Source organism: Actinomadura bangladeshensis (assembly GCF_004348335.1).
GTDB classification, from domain to species: Bacteria; Actinomycetota; Actinomycetes; order Streptosporangiales; family Streptosporangiaceae; genus Spirillospora; species Spirillospora bangladeshensis.
Window position 1 is genome coordinate 13,713 of the sequence record NZ_SMJW01000074.1, and the last position, 19,337, is coordinate 33,049.

Annotated in this window: 11 protein-coding genes; all 11 read right to left on the reverse strand. The window is 75.0% G+C overall.

Annotated elements, in window-relative coordinates; all coding sequences use genetic code 11:
* Positions 1 to 95: 95 nt before the first annotated feature.
* On the reverse strand, positions 96 to 1,325 hold the full coding sequence (locus E1284_RS16640) for a beta-ketoacyl-[acyl-carrier-protein] synthase family protein (RefSeq protein ID WP_131940000.1): 1,230 nt from the start codon (positions 1,323 to 1,325) through the stop codon (positions 96 to 98).
* On the reverse strand, positions 1,318 to 2,325 hold the full coding sequence (locus E1284_RS16645; protein ID WP_131940001.1) for a beta-ketoacyl-ACP synthase III: 1,008 nt from the start codon (positions 2,323 to 2,325) through the stop codon (positions 1,318 to 1,320). The genes E1284_RS16640 and E1284_RS16645 overlap by 8 nt, the downstream gene beginning before the upstream one ends.
* Before the next feature lie 136 nt (positions 2,326 to 2,461).
* Positions 2,462 to 3,331 (reverse strand): AfsR/SARP family transcriptional regulator, encoded by an 870-nt coding sequence (locus E1284_RS16650; RefSeq protein WP_207923785.1) that lies wholly within the window; start codon positions 3,329 to 3,331, stop codon positions 2,462 to 2,464.
* A gap of 242 nt (positions 3,332 to 3,573) precedes the next feature.
* The gene (locus E1284_RS16655; RefSeq protein WP_131940002.1) at positions 3,574 to 3,885 is read right to left on the reverse strand and encodes a RedY protein; all 312 of its coding nucleotides are present in this window, start codon (positions 3,883 to 3,885) and stop codon (positions 3,574 to 3,576) included.
* Between the two features lie 13 nt (positions 3,886 to 3,898).
* The gene (gene redW / locus E1284_RS16660) at positions 3,899 to 5,065 is read right to left on the reverse strand and encodes an L-prolyl-[peptidyl-carrier protein] dehydrogenase (protein ID WP_131940003.1); all 1,167 of its coding nucleotides are present in this window, start codon (positions 5,063 to 5,065) and stop codon (positions 3,899 to 3,901) included.
* A complete protein-coding gene (locus tag E1284_RS16665; protein WP_207923786.1) occupies positions 5,062 to 7,758 on the reverse strand; it encodes a beta-ketoacyl [acyl carrier protein] synthase domain-containing protein in 2,697 nt (898 codons plus the stop codon). The genes redW and E1284_RS16665 overlap by 4 nt, the downstream gene beginning before the upstream one ends.
* 8 nt (positions 7,759 to 7,766) lie before the next feature.
* Positions 7,767 to 8,873, reverse strand: coding sequence for an aromatic ring-hydroxylating oxygenase subunit alpha (locus E1284_RS41540; protein ID WP_165965303.1), 1,107 nt, complete (start codon positions 8,871 to 8,873; stop codon positions 7,767 to 7,769).
* Positions 8,870 to 11,530 (reverse strand): undecylprodigiosin ligase RedH, encoded by a 2,661-nt coding sequence (gene redH / locus E1284_RS16675; protein WP_207923787.1) that lies wholly within the window; start codon positions 11,528 to 11,530, stop codon positions 8,870 to 8,872. Before redH ends, E1284_RS41540 begins: the two co-directional genes overlap by 4 nt.
* 53 nt (positions 11,531 to 11,583) lie before the next feature.
* Entirely contained in the window at positions 11,584 to 12,633 is a 1,050-nt protein-coding gene (locus E1284_RS16680) for an SAM-dependent methyltransferase (RefSeq protein WP_131940005.1), read from the reverse strand.
* Positions 12,630 to 13,445 carry a thioesterase II family protein gene (locus E1284_RS16685; protein WP_131940006.1) on the reverse strand — a complete coding sequence of 272 codons (816 nt, stop codon included), beginning with the start codon at positions 13,443 to 13,445 and terminating at the stop codon, positions 12,630 to 12,632. Before E1284_RS16685 ends, E1284_RS16680 begins: the two co-directional genes overlap by 4 nt.
* A partial coding sequence (locus E1284_RS16690; RefSeq protein WP_131940007.1) for a type I polyketide synthase occupies positions 13,438 to 19,337 on the reverse strand: 5,900 nt, incomplete at its 5' end. The genes E1284_RS16690 and E1284_RS16685, both read right to left, overlap by 8 nt.

Here is a 19,337-nt window from a genome sequence, read left to right on the forward strand (position 1 = left end):
GACGAGCGCGAGGACGGCGAGGACGGCGGCGATGCCGAGGACGCGGCGCAGGTTCATCTGTTCTCTCCTTCGGTGGGGGTTGCACCGGTGCCCGGTCAGGCGCCGGCGAAGACGAGGACGGCGTTCTGGCCGCCGAAGCCGAACGAGTGGCTGACCGCCACCTCGATGTCGCGCTTGCGCGGCTCGCCCGCCACGACGTCGATGTCGATCTCCGGGTCGGGGGTGTCGTGGTTGGCGGTCGGCGGGACGGTGGCGTGCTCGATCGCGAGGACGGTGAGGGCCGCCTCGATCGCGCCGGCCGCGCCGAGCGTGTGCCCGACGGCGCCCTTCGCCGAGGTGACGGCGGGCGCGCCGCCGAACAGCCGGGTGACGATGTGCCCCTCCACCGCGTCGTTGAGCGGGGTCGAGGTGCCGTGCGCGTTGACGTGGCCGACGTCCTCGGGCGCCGCGCCGGCCTCGGCGAGGGCCTCCCGCACCGCGCGCACGACCTGCGTGCCCTCGGGATCGGGCGCGGTCATGTGGTGGGCGTCGGCGGAGGCGGCATAGCCGGCCAGCCGCGCCCGGACGCGCGCTCCCCGGGCGCGGGCGTCGGCGGCGCGCTCCAGCACGAGGACGCCGCTGCCCTCGCCGATGACGAAGCCGTCGCGTCCGGCGTCGAAGGGCCGGGACGCCGCGGCGGGGTCGGCGGTCCGCCGCGACAGCGCGCCCATCTGCGCGAACCCGGCGACCAGCAGCGGCGTCACGGGCGCCTCGGTGCCGCCGGTCAGCACGACGTCGCAGTCGCCGCGCTGCAGCAGCCGCATCGCGGTGCCGATCGCGGTGGCGCCGGACGCGCACGCGGTCGCGGTCACCAGGTTCGGGCCGGTGGCGCCGAACTCCATGGCGAGGTGCCCGGCCACCATGTTGGGCACGATCAGCGGGATCACCAGCGCCGACACCGCGCGCGGGCCGCGCGCCAGCAGCCGCTCGTGCTGCGCGGACGCCGAGGTGTGGCCGCCGGACCCGTTGCCGATGACGACCCCGACCCGCGCGCCGTCCCAGGTGGCCGGGTCCAGGCCGGCGTCCGCGACGGCCTCGCGGGCGGCGGGGACGGCGAGCTGGACGTGCCGGTCGTGCATGAGCGCGCTGCGGCGGCCGACGTGCTCGGCGGCCGAGAAGCCGGGGACGGCGCAGGCGATGTCGACGGGCAGGCCCGCGAGGCGGGGGTCGGTGGCGGCCGCGGACCGTCCCGCGCACACCCCGTCCCAGGTCGCGGACGTGCCGATGCCGGCGGGGGTGACGAGGCCGATTCCGGTGACGGCGATCTCGGGGCCGGCGTCACTCATCGCCGCTCCCTTCCAGCCGGGGCCACCGCAGGGTGACCGAGCCCCAGGCCAGCCCGCCGCCGAAGGCGGTCAGCAGGACCCGGTCGCCGGGCCGCAGCACGCCCGCCGCGTGCGCGTGGTCGAGCGCGAGCGGGATCGACGCGGCGGCGGTGTTGCCGACGTCGGCGATGTTGCTCACCGCCCGCTCGCGGGGCAGGCCGAGCTCGTCGGCGAGATGGTCGGTGATCCGCTGGTTCGCCTGGTGGCAGACGAGGTGGTCGACGTCGGCGGGCGTCCACCCGGCCCGGTCCAGCGCCGCCTGCGAGGACTGCCCCATCTGCTGCACGGCGCGCCAGAACACCGCCTTCCCCTCCATCGCGAAGTAGTGGTCGCGGGGGCCCGGCTCGGCGTCCGACAGCCGCTGCCGCGACCCGCCCGCCCGGACGGTGATGAGGCCGGCGCCGCCGCCGTCGCTGCCGAGGTCGAACGGGCCGAGCGCGCCGGGTTCGGCGGGCTCGCCGCCGCGCAGCACCACCGCGCCGGCGCCGTCCCCGAAGATCACCGAGGTGGTCCGGTCGTCCGGGTCGAGGATGCTGGAGAACGCGTCGGCGCCGATGACCAGCACGCGGCCGGCGATGCCGGCGGCGATCAGCCCGGCGCCGGCGGCGAGCGCGTAGACGAAGCCGCTGCAGACCGCGGCGACGTCGAACGCGGCGGCCTGCCACAGCCCGAGCCGGGCCGCCACGTCGGGCGCCGTCCCCGGGCACGGGTGGTCCGGGGTCTGCGTGGCCAGCACGACCGCGTCCGCCGGCCCGCCGCCGGCCGATTTCAGCGCGCGGGCGCCGGCCTCGACCGCGAGGTCGGACGTCGCCGTGCCCGGCTCCGCGAAGTACCGGCGGGAGACGCCGGTGCGGGTGCGGATCCATGCGTCGGAGCTGCCGAGCCGGGCCGCCAGTTCCGCGTTCGGCACGGCCCGGGACGCGAGCCGGCTGCCGATCCCTGTCACGACCGCGGTCCCCATCGGGGCACCTCCTGCCGGTTCGCCGGGTTTCCTGGACGACTGCCACCCTGCCGCCGGCCGCTGACGGCGCCGCTGACGGGCCGCTGACGGGGGGCGGGTGCGGCGGCCCGGCCCGGGCCGGCCGGGCCGGCCGCGGTCAGCCCGCGGCCGACTCGCGGCGGACCCGCAGCACCGCGTCCGCCGACTCCAGCAGCGGGTGCTGGCCGAGGATGTGCCCGTACAGCCGCTGCAGGGCCCGGCCGGGCTGGACGCCGAGCTCCTCGTCCAGCCGCTCCCGGACGCGGTGGAACAGGTGCAGGGCCTCCGACTGCCGGCCCGCCCGGTAGAGGGCCAGCATGAGCAGCTCGCACAGCCGCTCGCGGGCGGGGTGCGAGGCCACCAGCCGCTGCAGTTCCGCGATGGCCGGCCGCTCCTCGCCGAGCAGCATCCGGGCGCTGACGAGGTCCTCCCACGCGGCGAACCGCCGCTCCTCCAGCAGCGCGGCGGCGCCCCGGCAGCGCCGCCCCGTGCGGGTGTGCGGGAGCGCGGGGCCCTGCCACAGGGTCAGGCCGGACTGCAGCAGGTCGCGGGCCCGCGCGGGGTCGTCGGTGAGCGCCGCCACCGCCCGCGCGGACAGGTCCAGAAACCGGTTCCCGTCCACGAGGTCCCGCGGAATGTCGAGGACGTATCCGTTGTAGACGGCCCGCAGCGGGAGCGCGGTGCGGGCGTTCCCCGCGCATTCATGAATGATTTTCCGGATCCGCGTCGCATGCGCCTGCAGCGCATTGCGCGGATTCCGGAGAATCTCTCCCGGCCACAGTTCTTCGGTCAGTTCGTCATGCGAGACCGTGTGGCCGGCCTCCAGCGCGAGGGTGGCGAGCATGGTGCGCACCTTGCCGGCGCGCAGTTCGGTTCGAGTCTCCCCGACGACGATGGAGACGGTGCCGAGCAGGTTGACGCCCACCCCGTCCCCGGTGGACGCACCGGCCGGTAGGCTCGGTCTCTGCCCCAGAATGTCAACGGTCATCAGCATCCTTGACGTTGCGCGGATAACGCTTCTCAGCGTCGGCCGGCGGGTTTTGTCCGCCCTTCTCCACAAGGAACTGCAACGAAAGGCAGAACAACTGTTCAGCGGTCAGTCTTACAGACCGTCCACGCCTTTCGCCATCCACCCGTTGGCCATTCTGGTCTCAACGTCCAGGGTCTGGACGAGATCAAACTCGTCCTTTCGTTGAGCCGGCCGGGACGCCTTCTCAACGCGCCGCGGCGTCAGCTCCGCGCGTACCCGGGCTCCAGCCGCTCGCCGGTCAGCTCGTCGGTCACCGCGGCCATCTTCGAGAACGCGGTGACGAGCCGCTGGAACGCGGGCGTCCGCATGTCCCGCTCGAACTCGGCGGTGCCGCTCACCCTGATGACCTCGACGTAGCGGCCGGCGTCCCCGCCCGGCGCGCGCAGCACGTCGAAGGCCAGCACGCTGGGCAGCTCCGGGCAGGTCGCGTAGTCGACGTCCCGGACCCACGCCTCGAACCCGGCGGGGTCGGTGCCGGGGTGCAGCCGGATGGTGTGAATGATGATCTCCATGGTGCCGGTCCTCTCAGCGCCGGGGGGACGGACGGCGGCCGCCGATGCCCAGGGCGCGCGCGATGTTGTTCTTCTGGATCTCGTTCGTGCCGGAGAAGATGCGCGCGGGCAGCGCGTCCCGCAGCAGGTCCGCCGGGCCGCCGTCGAGCACGCCGGCGGCGCCGCGCAGCTGGACGGCGTCCAGGCCGACCTTGACCGCCGCCTCGCTCACCGCGAGCTTGGCCAGCGCCGACGCGACGTCGCAGTCCTCGCCCGCCGACAGCCGGCGCGCCGCGTCGAACAGCAGCAGCCGCGCCGACTCCAGGGCCAGCACCATGTCCACGATGCGGTGGCTCACCGCCTGGAACTCCCCGATCGCCACGCCGAACTGCTCGCGGTCGGCGGCGAACGCGACCGTGCCGTCCAGGACGCGCCGCATCGCGCCCAGGTAGACGGCGAACAGGCAGGTGCGCTCCCACTTCATGGAGCCGGTGAACACGGCGGCGCCGGTCCCCTCCGCGCCGAGGACGTGCCCGGCCGGGACGGCGCAGCCGTCGAAGTACACGTCGGCCGTCGGCGACCCGCGCAGGCCCGCCTTGGCGTAGGGGCGGCCGACCCGCAGCCCCGGCGTCCCGGCCTCCACCACGAACGCGGTCAGCCCGAAGAACCCGCCGGACGGGCGGGTCGCGGCCTGGACGATGAACACGTCGGCGACGGGCGCGTTCGTCGTGAAGCATTTGCTCCCGTCGAGGACGTAGTGGTCGCCCCGGCGCTCCGCCTGCGTCCGCAGGTTCAGGGTGTCCGAGCCCGCCCCGGGTTCGGTGATGCCGTGCGCGGCGATCCGCTCGCCCGAGCACAGGGCGGGCAGCCAGCGCCGCTTCTGCTCGTCGGTCCCGAACTCGGCGATCGGCATCAGGCAGGCGAACAGGTGGGCCGCGACCGAGAACGCGAAGCCCGTGTCGGGGCAGCCCTCGCCGAGCGCCTCCAGCAGGACGGCGGCGGCCTCGGCGTCCAGGCCGCTGCCGCCGTACTCGGCCGGCACGGTCGCGCCGGTCAGGCCCTGCTTCCCGGCGAGCCGCCAGCGGCGCCGGAAGTCCGCGGGGTCGAACGCGCGGTCCGGCGCGGCCGGCAGGTCGCGGCCGGCGAAGGCGAGCACCATGTCGCGCATCGCCGCGGTCTCCGGGGAGAGTCGAGGGGTCATCCGGCTCCGTCCTCCTGGTACTCCTCGATGAGGAGGTGGTAGTTGATCCCGCCGGTGCCGAACGAGCTGATGCCGGCCCGGCGCGGCCGGCCCGGCACGGCGGGCCACGGTTCCGGCGCGGTCGGCAGCCGGGCCGGGACGTCGTCCAGCGGCAGCCCGGGGGCGGGCGTCCGCAGGTTCGCGTTGGGCGGGAACGTGCGCGCCCGGATGCCGAGCAGGGCCTTCAGCAGCCCGGCCGCGCCGGCGGCGGCGAAGGTGTGCCCGAAGAAGCCCTTCGCCGAGCCGATCACCAGCGGCTGCGGCCGGCCCGGCTTCGCGTACACCTCGGCGGTCGCGGAGATCTCCACCCGGTCGCCGACGCGGGTGCCGGTCCCGTGCGCCTCCAGGTAGTCGACGGCGGACGGGTCGAACTCGACCTGCTCGAACGCCTGCCGCATCGCGCGGACCTGCCCGTCGGCGTCCGGCGCGATCAGCGACCGGGCGTCGTTGGAGCCGCCCAGGCCGCGCAGCAGCCCGAAGATCCGGTCGCCGTCGCGGACGGCGTCCGGCAGCCGCTTGAGCAGGAACAGCGCGCACCCGTCGCCGGGGCTGAACCCGTCGGCGGCGGCGTCGAAGGGGGTGATGCGGCTGTGCGACAGCAGCCCGAGGGCGGAGCAGAGCACCAGGTCGCGCGGGTTGCACGCCAGCTCGGCGCCGCCGGCGAGCACGAAGTCCGCCTGCCCCGACCGCAGCGCGCCGAGCGCGATGTCCAGCGCCGCGAGCGACGACGCGCAGGCCGCCTCGACGGCGACGGGCACGGCCGGCAGCCGGTACTCGCCCGCGATGAGCGCGGCGATCCCGCCGGCGAGGCAGCCGTCCAGGTCCATCGGCGCGAGCGGCCCGCCGGACGCCTGGAAGCGGCGGCGGACGCGGTCGAGCAGCAGCGCGCGGGCGCGGCCGGACAGCGGAGCCAGCGCGGACAGGCCCGCCTCCAGTTCCGCGACGGAGCGTTCGGCGTTGAGGCGCCGGTCCCGGCCGAGGCCCAGGTTGGTGCCGATCGCCACCATGCCGGGACGTCCCGACAGCGTCTCCGCGCGCCCGTAGCGGGCCAGCGTCTCGTGGGCGACCGCGAGCGCGACGCGCTGGACGGGGTCCATCGCCGCGTACCGGCGCGGCGTGATGCGCACCCCGTCCGGTGGGGCGTCCGGGACCGGTACGTGCGCACCGAGCCCGGTGTAGCTGTGGGTGAGGCTGACGCCCTCCTCCTGGACATAGAGGTCGCGGTCGAGGACGTCGCCGGGCAGCGGTCCGATGCGGTCCTCGCCGGAGCGGACGGCCGCCCAGAAGCCCTCGGCGCCGGCGGCTCCGGCGAAGCGTCCGCCGTACCCGACGACGGCGATCGGCTCGGGACGGGTCGTGGCGGCGGTCCCCGTCCGGGCGGCGGGCTCCGGGCCGCGCGAGTCGTGCTCCTCCAGCAGGAGGTGGCAGACCGTGCCCGTCAGCGAGGCTCCGAGGACGGCCGCCCGGCGCGGCCCCGCACCGGGACCGGCCGGCCAGCTCTCGGCCGTCCGGGCGAGCCGGAAGGGCCCGCCGGGAGACGCCTCCGCGCTCGGCGGCAGCGTGCGGTGGTAGAGCGCGAGCGCGGTCTTGGCGACGGCGGCGAGCCCGCCGCCGGCGAAGGTGCGGCCCGGCTCGTCCGCGGCCCCGCCGAGGGTCACCGACGCGGGCGGGACGTTCCCGAGCAGCCGGCCGAGCGCCTCCAGTTCGGCGTGCGCCGCCGCCGGAACCCCGTTCGCGGCGCGCTCCACGTACCCGACCGACTCGGGCGGCACGCCCGCCGCCTCATGGCAGGTGCGGGCGACGCGGTACCGCCGCCGCGCGGACGTCGAGTAGCGCAGCACCCCCGGACGGGCGTCGTGCTCCATCGCGCATTCGAGGAGCGAGGCGTAGACCCGGTCTCCGTCGCGGACGGCCGACGACCGCCGCTTCAGCAGCAGCGCCCCGACCCCCTCGCCGGGGTCGCCGGGCAGCCCCTTCGCGGCGAGCAGCTCCCCGAACAGCGGGCTCTCGCGGCGCTGCCCGGCCAGCACCAGCACCGCGTCGCACAGGTCGGCGCGCAGCCCGTTGACCGCGTGTGCGAGCGCCGCGAACGGCGTCGCGTCCGCCGACTCCACCGCCAGCGTCCGGCCGCGCAGCCGGAACGCGCCCGCGATCCGGGCCGGGATCGTGCTCGCCATCTCCCCGACCCGGTCGTGCGGGGACGCGCCGAGCCGCCCGGCCACCACCGCCCGCAGCTCCCGCGCCGCCCGCGCCGCGACCGGGCGGGCGTGCCCGCCGAGCAGGGCGGGCACCTCCCGTTCCAGGTCGCGGGCGTAGCGCGCGGACTCGACGCGCAGCGCGTTGGCGTACTGGCGGTCGAGGCCGAAGCAGATCCCGGCGATGACGTCGGTCCGGTCGGTGCCGAGCGGGCGGCCGGTGTACCCGGCGTCGGTCAGGCACTGCCGGGCCGCCTCCAGCATGAGGACCTGCATGCGGGTCATCGACCGCCGCTGCACCGGCGGGATGCCGAAGCGGGCGACGTCCACCTCCGCCTCGTCCAGCCCCGGCGGTGCGGACGCGGGCGGCCCGCCGCACAGCCGCGCCCAGTAGTCGCCGGCACCGCGCGCCCCCGGGTAGAGGCACGCGATGCCGATGATCGCGATGGGTTCGCGCACGGGATCCGTCACACCTTCGCCGCGTCCTCCGCGGACGCCCCGTTGAGCGTGCCGGGCTCCGCCCGGCCGGGATCGTCGCCCGCGTCGGGCAGGCCCGCCTCCTTGCGGAGCTGGTCGCGCATCACGACGTACTTGGCGTTCAGCTCGTCCACGGCGACGAACCGGTTGACGCCGCGCCCGGTGACCTTGGGCTCGATGCGGGTGACGATGTTCATGTCCTGCACCTCCTGGACGCGCTTCTGCGCGAACAGCGCGAGCTTCGGCAGGACGCGCCGCAGGCCCGGGGCCCGCAGCAGCGGCGCGAGGTGCTTGTCCTCGTACCAGCGGAACAGCACCTGGGTGTGCTCGTCGTCGACGGGCGTCATCCAGATCGTGACGTCGAACGGCTCGGTGTGGATGTGCACCATGCCGGGGAAGGTGAACGTGACGGACATCGGCGCGACGTTCGTCGGGTCGCCCTCGCCGACCAGCCGGAAGGTGTGCCGCAGCGTCGTCCCGTCCACCTCCAGGCGGCTGTCCTCGACCTTCGTCATCGCGAGGTAGCGCCGGCGGCCGTCCAGGCCGAGCTTCTTCGGGGTACCGCTCCAGCCGACGTAGTCCAGCACGTTGAACCAGTGGTCCCGGTGGACGACGGGCACGTGGTAGAAGTCCAGCAGGCTCTCGATGTAGCGGGTGTAGTGGACGGGCTGCTGCCACGCGCCCGTCGCGTGGACGTCCTCGCGGTCGGCGACCTCGGGCGGGATCTGCACGTCCGGCAGCACCTCCCGGTCGTCCCCCCACCACAGCCAGATCAGGCCGTTGCGCTCGCGGACGTGGTAGGTGTCCAGCCGCATCGACTTCGGGATGCGGCCGCCCGTGCCCAGGCAGGGCGCGAGGGTGCACTGCCCGTCGGCCGCGAACCGGAAGTCGTGGTACGGGCAGCCGAGCGTGTCGCCGCGCAGCCGGCCGTCCGCCATGTTGGCGCCCTTGTGCGGGCAGCGCGCCGACTGGCAGATCAGCCGCCCGGCGGTGTCCCGCCACAGGACGAGCTCCATGCCCATGCGCCGCGCGCCGGTGGGCCGCTTGGTGCCGACGTCCTCGGACCGGAGGATGGCGTACCACTGGTTCGGGATCATCCGTCTTTCCTTTCGTCGGTCTCGACGACCTCGACCACGCCCCGGTCGCCGTCCACCGTGACGAGGTCGCCGGTCTTGATGGTCTGCGTGGCGTGCTTGGTGTTGACCACGGAGGGGACGCGGAACTCGCGGGACACGATCGAGCTGTGCGAGAGCATGGAGCCGATGTCGGTGACGACCGCGCCCGCGATCGCGAACAGCGGGGTCCAGGACGCGTCGGTGAAGCGGGTCACCAGGACCTCGCCGACCTGGAACTCGTCGGCCTGCCAGACGAGGTCCTCGATGATGCGGGCCCGCCCGACGACGCGGCCGGGGCTGGCGCCGAGGCCCTCCAGCCGGACGCCGTCCGGGGCCGGGCGGACGGCCGTGGTGACGTCCCATTCGCCGACGAGGCTGAGCGGCGGCTCGGGCAGCCGGGCGTAGGACTGGAACGTCCGCCGGGCCTCCTCCAGCTTGGCGCGGGAGAACACCTCGCGGGCGTCCCGGTCGCCGTCCAGGTAGGCCAGGACGTCGGCGAAGTCGAGGTCGGCGACCTCGTCCAGGGAGCGCAGCACCCCGGCCGCGACGAGCCGGCGGCCGACCTCGTAGACGACGCGCCGCACCAGCCAGATCGAGGTGATCATCGACATGCGGGTGGTCTCGCGGAGCCGGCTGCACGTCTCGTACAGCGCCATGACCCGCTCGATCGTGCGGCGCTTCGGCGCGGGCAGCCGCTGCAGCGCCTCACCCGCCGCGTCCTCGCCCGGGTCGTGGGCGCGGTCGAGGACGTCGTCGATGGAGAATCCCTCGTCGGCGTAGCGGCGGATCATCTGGAAGACGTAGGACGGGTCGTCGATCCAGCGCGGGTGGGTCAGCTCCATCTCCTGCCGCCCGCGCGTACCGTTCTCGCGCAGGAACGGGACCATGTGGGCGTCCCAGAAGGCGCGGCCGGCGTCGTCGGCGCGCAGCAGGGCCGGGACGTCCTCGCCGACGCCGCCCCGGATGATCTCCATGACGCGGTCGTCGCGCCGGGCGACCTGGGCGAGCGCCCAGATCTCGCGGGCGGACTCGACCGTCCGCAGGCTGGACATGTCGGTCTTGATCCGGTTCCGCAGGCTGGTGCCCTCCTGGCCGAGCCAGGCGCCGCACAGCGCTTCGAGGACGCCGTAGAAGCCGAACGCGTTCATGTAGTACGGCATGTAGCCGACGTGCATGTCGTGGAAGTAGGCGAGCCGCCGCGCCAGCTCCGCGTTCAGCTCCGGCCGGTCGAGCCGGGCCAGGTCGATGCCCTGCGCGCGGTCGAACTCGTAGAAGCGGGACCGCACCATCCGCCGGGCGCGCTTCTTCATGTTCCGCAGTTCGGCGATGGACGTCTTCAGCCAGAATCCGGCCGCCTTCAGCTCCTCCGCGCCGCCCGGCCATTCGCCGAAGGGGTTCTCGTAGGTGTCGAGGTCCACTTCCTCGCTGACGAAGCGGCTCGTGAAGCGGCTCTGGTCCTTGGTGGGGAGGCACTGGCCGAGCATGTAGGCCGTGTAGGAGATGTTCAGGTAGACGTGGCCTTGCAGGTTGCCCATGTGCAGCGACATGTCGCCGGGGTCGCGGACGCCCGTCGACACGGCGCAGCCCCGGTGGACGTTGTGCTGGTAGTACTGCGCGAACGACTGGCCGAGCGGGGACATGACGCCGGTGAAGATCTCGCCGATGTCCATGCGCGACCACAGCGTCCCCTCGCGGACGGCGTCGGGCACGGGGCACAGGTAGGGGCTGGTCCGCCGGTCGCGCACGGGCGTGGTCGTGATGGGACGGGTCTGCAGCAGGTACGGCCTCCCGTCCCGGACGGCCCATTCGATGTCCTGCTCCGCGCCGTAGTGGTCGCGGACCCGCACGGCCAGCCGCGCCAGTTCGGCGAGTTCGGCGGGCGTCAGGCACGCGGTGTTGCGCGCGGCGGCGTCCACCTTGACGAGGCCGACCGTCCCCGGCTCGACGGGCGCGCACTTGGTGACCTTGTAGCGGATCTTCTGTTCGACGACCTCCGGGCCGGCCGGGTCGACGAGGAAGAAGTCGGAGGTGACCTTGCCCGCGACGAGGCCCTCGCCGAGGCCCCAGCACGCCTCGACGACGAACCGGTCGGTGCGCCCGCCGACCGGGTCGCGGGTGAACAGCACCCCGCCGGTGTCGGCGTGCACCATCTGCTGGACGACCACGGCGATCGACCCGGCCTGCGACGCGTCCCGGTAGGCGGCGGCCCGGTCGGTCCACAGCGACGCCCAGCACACCTTGACGGCGTCGAGGAGCGCGCCGTCCCCGGCGGTGTCGAGCACGGTGTCGTGCTGGCCCGCGAACGAATGGGACTCGGAGTCCTCCGCGGACGCCGACGACCGGACGGCGACGCGGGGCCGCCCGAGGTCCCCGTACGCCGCCAGGATCGCGGCCGCGATGCCGTCCGGGACGTCCGCCGCGACGATGCGTTCGCGAAGCTTGGCGGGCTCGGTCCCGGCGATGTCGGCGTCCAGGCCGGTCTCCCGCAGGAAACGCTCGAACAGCGCGGTCGTCAGGCAGAAGGCGGGCGGGACGGGCAGGCCCGCGCGGAGCATCTCGTCCAGCCGGGTCGCCTTGCCGCCGAGCAGCCCGGCGGGCGGGACCTCGCCCGCGCCCAGCACGAGGATCTGCTCTTTCACAGAGGTCTTTCCCTTGGCAGAGGTCTTGCCCTTGACAGAAGACGGGGTCGCCATCAGATGAGCTCCTCAGCGGTGCCGTGGCCCGGGGCCCGGTTGGTGCCGACGAAGGCGCGGAACTGCTCGCCGGGGATGAGCCGCCGCTCCCTGACCCCGGTGAACCCGGCGGCCTCCAGCTGGGCGGCCAGCTCGGCGGCGTGCGGCAGCGGGCCGCCGAAGTCGGCGCACTCGAACCACAGGTCGAGGACCTCCATGCCGACCGCGCCGCCCCGGCAGGCGGTGGTCAGCAGCAGCCGGCCGCCGGGCGCCAGCAGCGACCGCACCCGCTCCAGCACCTTCACCCGCTCGTCCTCGGGGAAGTAGTAGATGTTGTTGTGCATGGTCACGAGGTCGAACACCGGCTCGGTGTCCAGGTCGCGGACGTCCGCCCGGCGGACCTGCACGCGGTCGGCGAGGCCCCACGCGGCCATGTTCGCGGCGGCGCCGGCGGCCACGTCGTCCTGCAGGTCGATCGCGAGCGCGGTGAGCCGCGGGTTCAGCAGGGCGGCGTGCCGGACGTGCACGCCGCTGCCGCAGCCGACCTCCAGCAGCCGGCGCGGCTCGTCCCGGTTCATGACGAGGCCGACGGCCTCCTCGACGAACGGCTGCACCACGCGGGTGGAGCGGGCGATGACCGCGCCGTCCTGGTCGCCGAGCGTCAGCCGCCGGCCGCCCCGCGCCATGGCGGGGGCGTCCAGCAGGACGGGCAGGTGGAACCGCGCGACCTCCTCCAGGGCGGCGGCGACGGCGTCGTTGCGCGGGTCGCCGAGCGCCTTCGCGGCCCGGCCGCGCAGCTTGTAGCAGCCGTCGTCGAAGCCCAGCTCGCCGAGCCGCACCCCGATGTCCAGCCAGGCGCGCAGCACGTGCCGGTCTTCGCGGACGCCGAGCGCCGCCGCGAGCGTGTCCAGGTCGCAGGGCCGCACCGCCAGCCGCCGCAGCACGCCGCTGCCCGACGCGGCGGCGAGGAACGACGCCCGGTACAGGGGCGTGACGAGGCTCCGGCCGAGCGACAGCAGCAGCGGGACCTGCCGGCCTCCGGCCAGCTTGGCCAGGGTCGCGACTTTCATGTCCGAGTCCTCCGGGGGTCGATGGTGTGGGCGCGGGGGTGCCCGCCCAGTTCGCGGCGGAGCTCGCGCAGCAGCGCGTCCCGGTCCGGGCCGGCCAGGTAGAAGTGGCCGCCGGGCAGGTGCCGGCGCAGCGTCGAGCCGTAGGTGTACTCGCGCCACTCGTCCACCTGCGCCGGCGCCGCGATCGGGTCGCCCGCGGCGGAGAACGCGGTGATCGGGCAGCGCAGCGGGCGGCGCGGCGCCCACCGGTACCGCTCGCACGCGGTGAGGTCGGCGCGCAGCACCGGCATGCGGCGCGCGAACTGCGGGCCGCCCGAGCGCGGGTCGACGCCGGCGCCGGTGAGGCCGCCGAGGTCGCGGACCATGCGCAGCAGCGCGTCGTCGGTGAGCTCCGCGCCGATCCGGTCGCCGTAGAAGTGCGGGGCCCGGCTGCCGGACACGAACAGGTGGACGGGCTCCCCGGCTCCGCGGTCGCGCAGCTCGCAGGCGACCTCGTAGGCCAGCAGCGCGCCCATGCTGTGCCCGAACAGCGCGTGGGAACCGGCGAGCCCCCCGTCGATGAGCGCCGCGGCGATGTCCTCCGCCATCGGGCGCAGCTCGCCGCGGGGCCGCTCCTCCAGCCGGAAGCTCCGGCCGGGCAGCAGCACCGGGACGATCTGGACGTGCTCGCCGACGTGCGCGTCCCAGTCCCGGTAGACCGACGGCGTCCCGCCCGCGTGCGGGAAGCAGATCAGGCGCACGGCCGCCTCGGGGTCGGCGGTCACGCCCGGGAACCAGGCGCGCTGCTCGGTGCCGGTGCCGGTGTCAGCCATCGAGCTGCTCCCGGCCCTCCGGCGACTCCAGCCAGGCGATCGTCCGGGCCATGCCCTCCTCGAAGTCGACCTCGCTCTTGAAGCCGAAGTCCTCGCGGGCCCGGTCGATCGGGTACGACTGGTCGCGTTCCAGCAGGTGGACGGCGTGCCGGGTGAGGACGGGCCGCGCCTTGACCCGCAGCGCCCCGTACACCCGCTCCGCCGCGCCCGCGACGCCGGCGGCCAGCGGCCGGGGCAGGCTCATCGCGGGCGGCTTGACGCCGAGCCCGGCCGCGAGCGCCTCGATGTACTCCCGCCACGTCGTCATCTCGGGGTCGCGCAGGTTATAGACGCCGCCGGCGGCGGCCTCCGACCCGCACGCGGCGATCATCCCGTCGACCGCGTTGGCGACGTAGAGGAGCCCGGCCGGGGCCGCCCCCTTGCGGACGTACACCATCTGCCGGCTCTTGAGCAGGGCCGCGATCTCGACGACGAAGTCCTTGCTGCGCGGCCCGTACACCGACACCGGCCGGATGACGGTGAGCGGCAGCCCGGCCCGCTCGGCGGCCCGCCGCACCGCCTTCTCGCCGAGCAGCTTGCTGCGGTTGTAGGGCAGCCCGATGTCGTTCGGCTCGGTGCGCTCGTCGCACGGCCGGACGGGGTACCCGTAGACGTCGGTCGTGCTGAGGTGCACGAACCGCTCGACGGTGCCGGCGCGGTGGGCGGCGTCCACGAGGTTGCGGCAGCCGGTGATGTTGGCCTGCTCGAACTCCTCCCACGGACCCCAGTCGGCGGACTTGCCCGCGCAGTTGTAGACGTGCCGGACGCCGTCGGTGGCGCGCAGCAGCGCGTCCAGGTCGGTGAGGGAGCCGACCTCGACCTCGACGGGCAGGTCGGCGAACGCGGACCGGTCGCTGCCCTCCCGGACGAGGACCCGCACCCGGTGCCCGATCTCGGCGAGCCGCCGGGTCAGGTGGCCGCCGATGAATCCGGACGCGCCCGTCACGAGCACGTCGGCGTCTCCGGGGCCGTGTCTCGTCGCCGTTCGCCGCACGGCGGTCTGCCGGGGCTCGCGCGGGCGCGGTGTCCGGTTCTCGGGCGATGTCATGTCCATGGCGTCCACCAGGAGGTCGAGGGAGCGGTCGAGGTCGGCTTCGCGGTGGTCGGCGTTGACGAAGAACCGGAGCCGGCACTTGTCGCGCGGCACGGCCGGGTAGCCGATCGGCATCACGTTCACGCCGCGTTCCAGCAGCGCGCTGGAGATCTCCATGGCCCGTCCCCAGTCGCCGACGATGATGGGGATGACGGCGGTCTCGTGGGACACGCCGGTGTCCAGGCCCCGGGCGCGCGCCGCGGCCCGGAAGTGGTCGGACAGCTCGTGCAGCCGCGCCACGCGGTCCGGCTCGTCCCGGATGACGCGGAATGCCTCCAGCGCGGCGGCGGCACTGGCCGGGGAGATCCCGGTGCTGAAGATGTAGAGCGGGGTCGTGTACTTCATGAACTGGATGAGGGGGCGGCGCGCCGCGATGTAGCCGCCGAGGCTGCCGATGGCCTTGCTGAGCGTGCCCATCCACAGGTCGACGTCGCCCGGATTCACCCCGAAGTGCTCGCCGACGCCGCGTCCGGTCCGGCCGAGGACGCCGAGCGAGTGCGCCTCGTCGATCATCAGCATCGCGTCGTGGCGCCGCTTGACCTCGATGAAGCGCGGCAGATCGGGCAGGTCGCCGTCCTGGCTGTAGGCGCCCTCGATGACCACCAGCGCCCGGCGGAACCGGCCGCGCATCGCGCCGAGGATGCGGTCCAGCGCCCGCCAGTCGTTGTGCGGGAACGGGCGGCGGCGGGCGCCCGACAGGATGCAGCCGCGCACCGTGCTGTCGTGGATCCACTCGTCGTGGACGATGAGGTCCTCCGGACCGAACAGGTGCCCGACGGTCGCGACGTTGGTGGCGTGCCCGCCGGCGAACACGATCGCGGCCTCGGTGCCGAGGAACCCGGCGATCTCCGCCTCCAGCTCGTGGTGCAGCGGCGTCTCCCCGCACAGCAGGGGGGTCGCCGAGCTGGACGTCCCGTACCGGTCGATCGCGGCCTTGGACGCCTCGCGCAGCCGTGGGTGCGCCGACAGCGCCAGGTAGTTGAAGGCGGAGAAGTTGACGACCCGGCGGCCGTTCATGTGGATGAGGCCCGAGTTGAACCCGTCGTGGACGCGCTCGTAGGCGTTCGGGCCGCTCGACTCGATCAGCCGGAGCCGCTCCAGCATCTCGGCGTACTCTTCCCACTCCTCGAACCGCCGCTGGATCACGACAGGACGCGCGGTCGCGGGTTCGGGTTCGGGTTCGGGCTCCGGTTCGGGTTCGGGTTCGGGAGCCGGCGGGGCCTGGACGGTCGCGGCGGTGCCGCCGAGGGCGTCCAGGAGCTGGCCGATCGTGAAGTCCTCCGGCAGCGTCTCCCGGAGCTCCTCGACGCGGCCGGGGTAGAGGGGGGCGAGGTGGCGCTCCAGCTCGCCCCTCATCAGCGAGTCGAGGCCCAGCTCGCTGGTGACGCGGGCGTCCGGCGGGATCTGCTCGACGGGGAAGCCGGAGACTCTGGACACGCACGCCAGGACCCGATCCGCGTCGACGTGCACGTGGCCGTTGCCGTTCACTTCGATCTCCCTTCGCTGCTCGCCGTCCGGCGCCGGCGGCGCCTTGAGCCAGTAGCGGCTCCGTTCGAACACCGCGTGCGGCGCGGCGACCCGCCGCCGCGGCCGGCCGGCGTCGAGCCCGGCCCAGTGGACGCCGCCGCCCGCGCAGTGCCAGCGGCCCGCCGACCGGAGGAACGTCCGCCAGTCGTCGGCCCCGCGGCGCAGGGACGGCAGCCACAGGGCGGTCCCCGCCTCCTCCCCGAGGCCGGTGCGGGCGAGCCCGAGGAGGGTGGGGTGCGGGCCCGCCTCCACGAAGGCGTCGCAGCCGAGCCGCCGCAGGGCGGCGACCCCGTCGGCGAACCGGACGGCGCCGAGGAGGTGGTCGGCCCAGTAGCCGGGCTCGGGACGGCCCATGGGCTCTCCGGTGTGGTCGGAGATCCACGGGATGCCCGGCTCCCGGACGGCGACCGCGCGGGCCGCGTCCCGCAGCGGCTCGGCCGCGGCGGCCATCAGCGGCGAGTGGAAGGCGTGCGAGACGGCCAGCGGGCGGACGACCGCGCCGCGTTCCGGCAGGTCGCGGGCCAGCCGCCGGATCGCGTCCGCCGGGCCGGACAGGACGAGGTGGCCCGGCGCGTTCACCGCCGCGACGGCGACGGACGGCGCCGACGCCGCCGCCTCCTCGATCAGCCCGGCGTCCCCGGAGCAGGCGATCATCGCACCGGAGCCGGGCAGCTCGTCCATCAGCCGGCCCCGGGTCGCGGCGAGCGTGAGCGCGTCCTCCAGCGACAGCGCGCCGGCGACGCACGCCGCCGCGAACGCGCCGACGCTGTGCCCGAGCACCGCCGCCGGGCGGACGCCGAGCGACTCCCACAGCCGGGCCAGCGCGACCTCGACCGCGACGAGCGCGGGCTGGCAGTGCCGGGTCCGCTTCAGCAGGGCGGGGTCGTCCTCGCTGAACAGCAGGTCGCGGAGCGAGCGGCCCATCAGCGGGCGCAGCACCTCCTCCGCCCGGTCGATGACACCGGCGAACACGGGGCTGGCCTCGTGGAGCCCGCGGCCCATCCCGGGGTACTGGGTGCCCTGGCCGCTGAACAGGAACGCGGGCCTCGGGGCACGGCCGGCGGCGTGCCCGAGCGTCACATCGGTGGACGCCGCACCGGACGCGAGCGCGGAGAGCGCCCCGTCGAGTTCGGTCATCGACCCCGCCGTCAGGACGGCGCGGTGCGCGAGCGCGGCCCGGCCGGTGTTCGCCGCATGGCACAGGTCGGCGAGTTCGACGTCCGGGCGGGCCGCGATGTGCGCCCGGTACCGGCGGGCGAGCGTCGCCAGCGCCGTCGGCGTGTGCGCGGACAGGGACAGCGCCTGCACGGACCGTTCCCCGCCCGGCGGGTCCGCCGGCGGCTCCGGCTCGGGCGCCCGCCGCACGATCACGTGCGCGTTGGCGCCGCCGAACCCGAACGAGCTGACCGCCGCCCGCGCCGGCGGGCCCATCGGTCCGGTCGCCACGGTCAGGCCCGACCCGTCCCAGGCCAGGCGGCGGTTCGGGGTGGTGAAGTGCAGCTGCGGGGGCAGCTCGCCGTGCCACAGCGCCAGCACCGCCTTGATCAGCCCGGCGATGCCGGCCGCCGCCTCCAGGTGCCCGATGCCGGCCTTGACGGAGCCGACCGGGCAGGGCGCGTCCGGGGCGCGGCCCGCGCCGTACACCGCGGCGAGCGCCTCCCACTCGACCGGGTCGCCGAGGACGGTTCCGGTGCCGTGCGCCTCGACGTAGTCGACGCCGCGTCCGTCCGTGCCCGCCTCGGCGAGGGCCTGCTCGATGACCCGCCGCTGCGCCGACCCCTTGGGCGCGGTGAGGCCGTTGGCGCGTCCCCCGTGCCCGACGGCGGCGCCGTCGATCGTCGCGTAGATCCGGTCGCCGTCCGCGAGCGCGCGCGACAGCGGCTTCAGGCACACCAGCCCGGCGCCCTCGCCGCGCACGTAGCCGTTCGCCGCGTCGTCGAACGTGCGGCAGGAGCCGTCCGGGGACAGCATCCCGCCGCGCGCGAACGCCACCGACAGCGCCGGGTTGATCAGCAGGTTGACGCCGCCGGCGAGCGCGGTGCCGCACTCGCCGGCGCGCAGGCTGCGGCAGGCGGCGTGCACCGCGACGAGCGAGGACGAGCAGGCCGTGTCGATCGCCAGGCTCGGGCCGCGCAGGTCGAACTGGTACGACAGCCGGTTCGCCGCGATGGAGTGCGCGGTGCCCGTCGCGGCGTACACGTCGATGGCGTCGAGGTCGCCCATCTGGAGGTCGGCGTAGTCGTGGCCGCTGATGCCGACGAACACGCCGGTGTCGCTGCCGGCGATGCCGTCCGGCGCGATGCCCGCGTCCTCGAACGTCTCCCAGGCGACCTCCAGGAGGAGCCGCTGCTGGGGGTCCATGCGCTCGGCCTCGCGGGCGGAGATCCCGAAGAAGCGCGCGTCGAACCGGTCGATGTGATCGAGGAACCCGCCCCGCCTCGGCGCGTCCGCACCCGCGGCGTCCCACCGTCCGGCGGGCACGTCGGCGACCGCGTCCCGCCCGTCGAGCAGCAGCCGCCAGTACCCCTCCGGATCGGGCGCGCCGGGGAAGCGGCAGCCCAGCCCGATGACCGCGATCGGCTCCGCGGCGTCCGGCGGCCGGGGCCCGGTGCCGGCCTTCTCCGCGCGCGCTCCGGCTCGGTGGTCGGCATCCGCGCGGGCCGGCGTGCCCGCGTCCTTCCCGTGCGCTTCGACGCCGAGGCGGTCGGCCACGTCCCGGATGGTCGGCCGTTCGAAGACGGTGTTCGGTGCCAGGTCGCGTCCCAGCCACCTCCCGAGTTCGGTCACCAGGGCGACCGCCGCCTTGGACGTGAGGCCGAGCGCGGCGAACGGCGCGGTGGCGTCGATGGTCCCGGCGGGCAGGTCGAGCCGGGCCGCGGCCCGCTCCACCAGCCACTCCTCGATGTCCGCCGCGCTGCGTTCCACTCCCGGCACCCTGCCGACGCCTTCCCCGGCCTTGTCCTCTCGGGCGCCGCCCACCCTGCGTTCCCCGGCGGATTGCCCGGTGAGGCGCGTCAGGAGCTCGGGCACCGAGGGCTTTGCCAGCAGCTCGCCCAGCGGGATGTGCAGGCCGAGTTCGCCGTGCAGCCGCGTCGCGAGGGCGAGGAGGGCGGGATAGTCCAGGCCGAGGTCGGCGAAGGCGCGGTCTTCGACGTCCGAGCGGCCGGTCTCGGACGTGAGCAGATCGAGGATCGCGGCCCGGTCGGGCCGGCGGGCGGGCTCGGGAGCGGGGT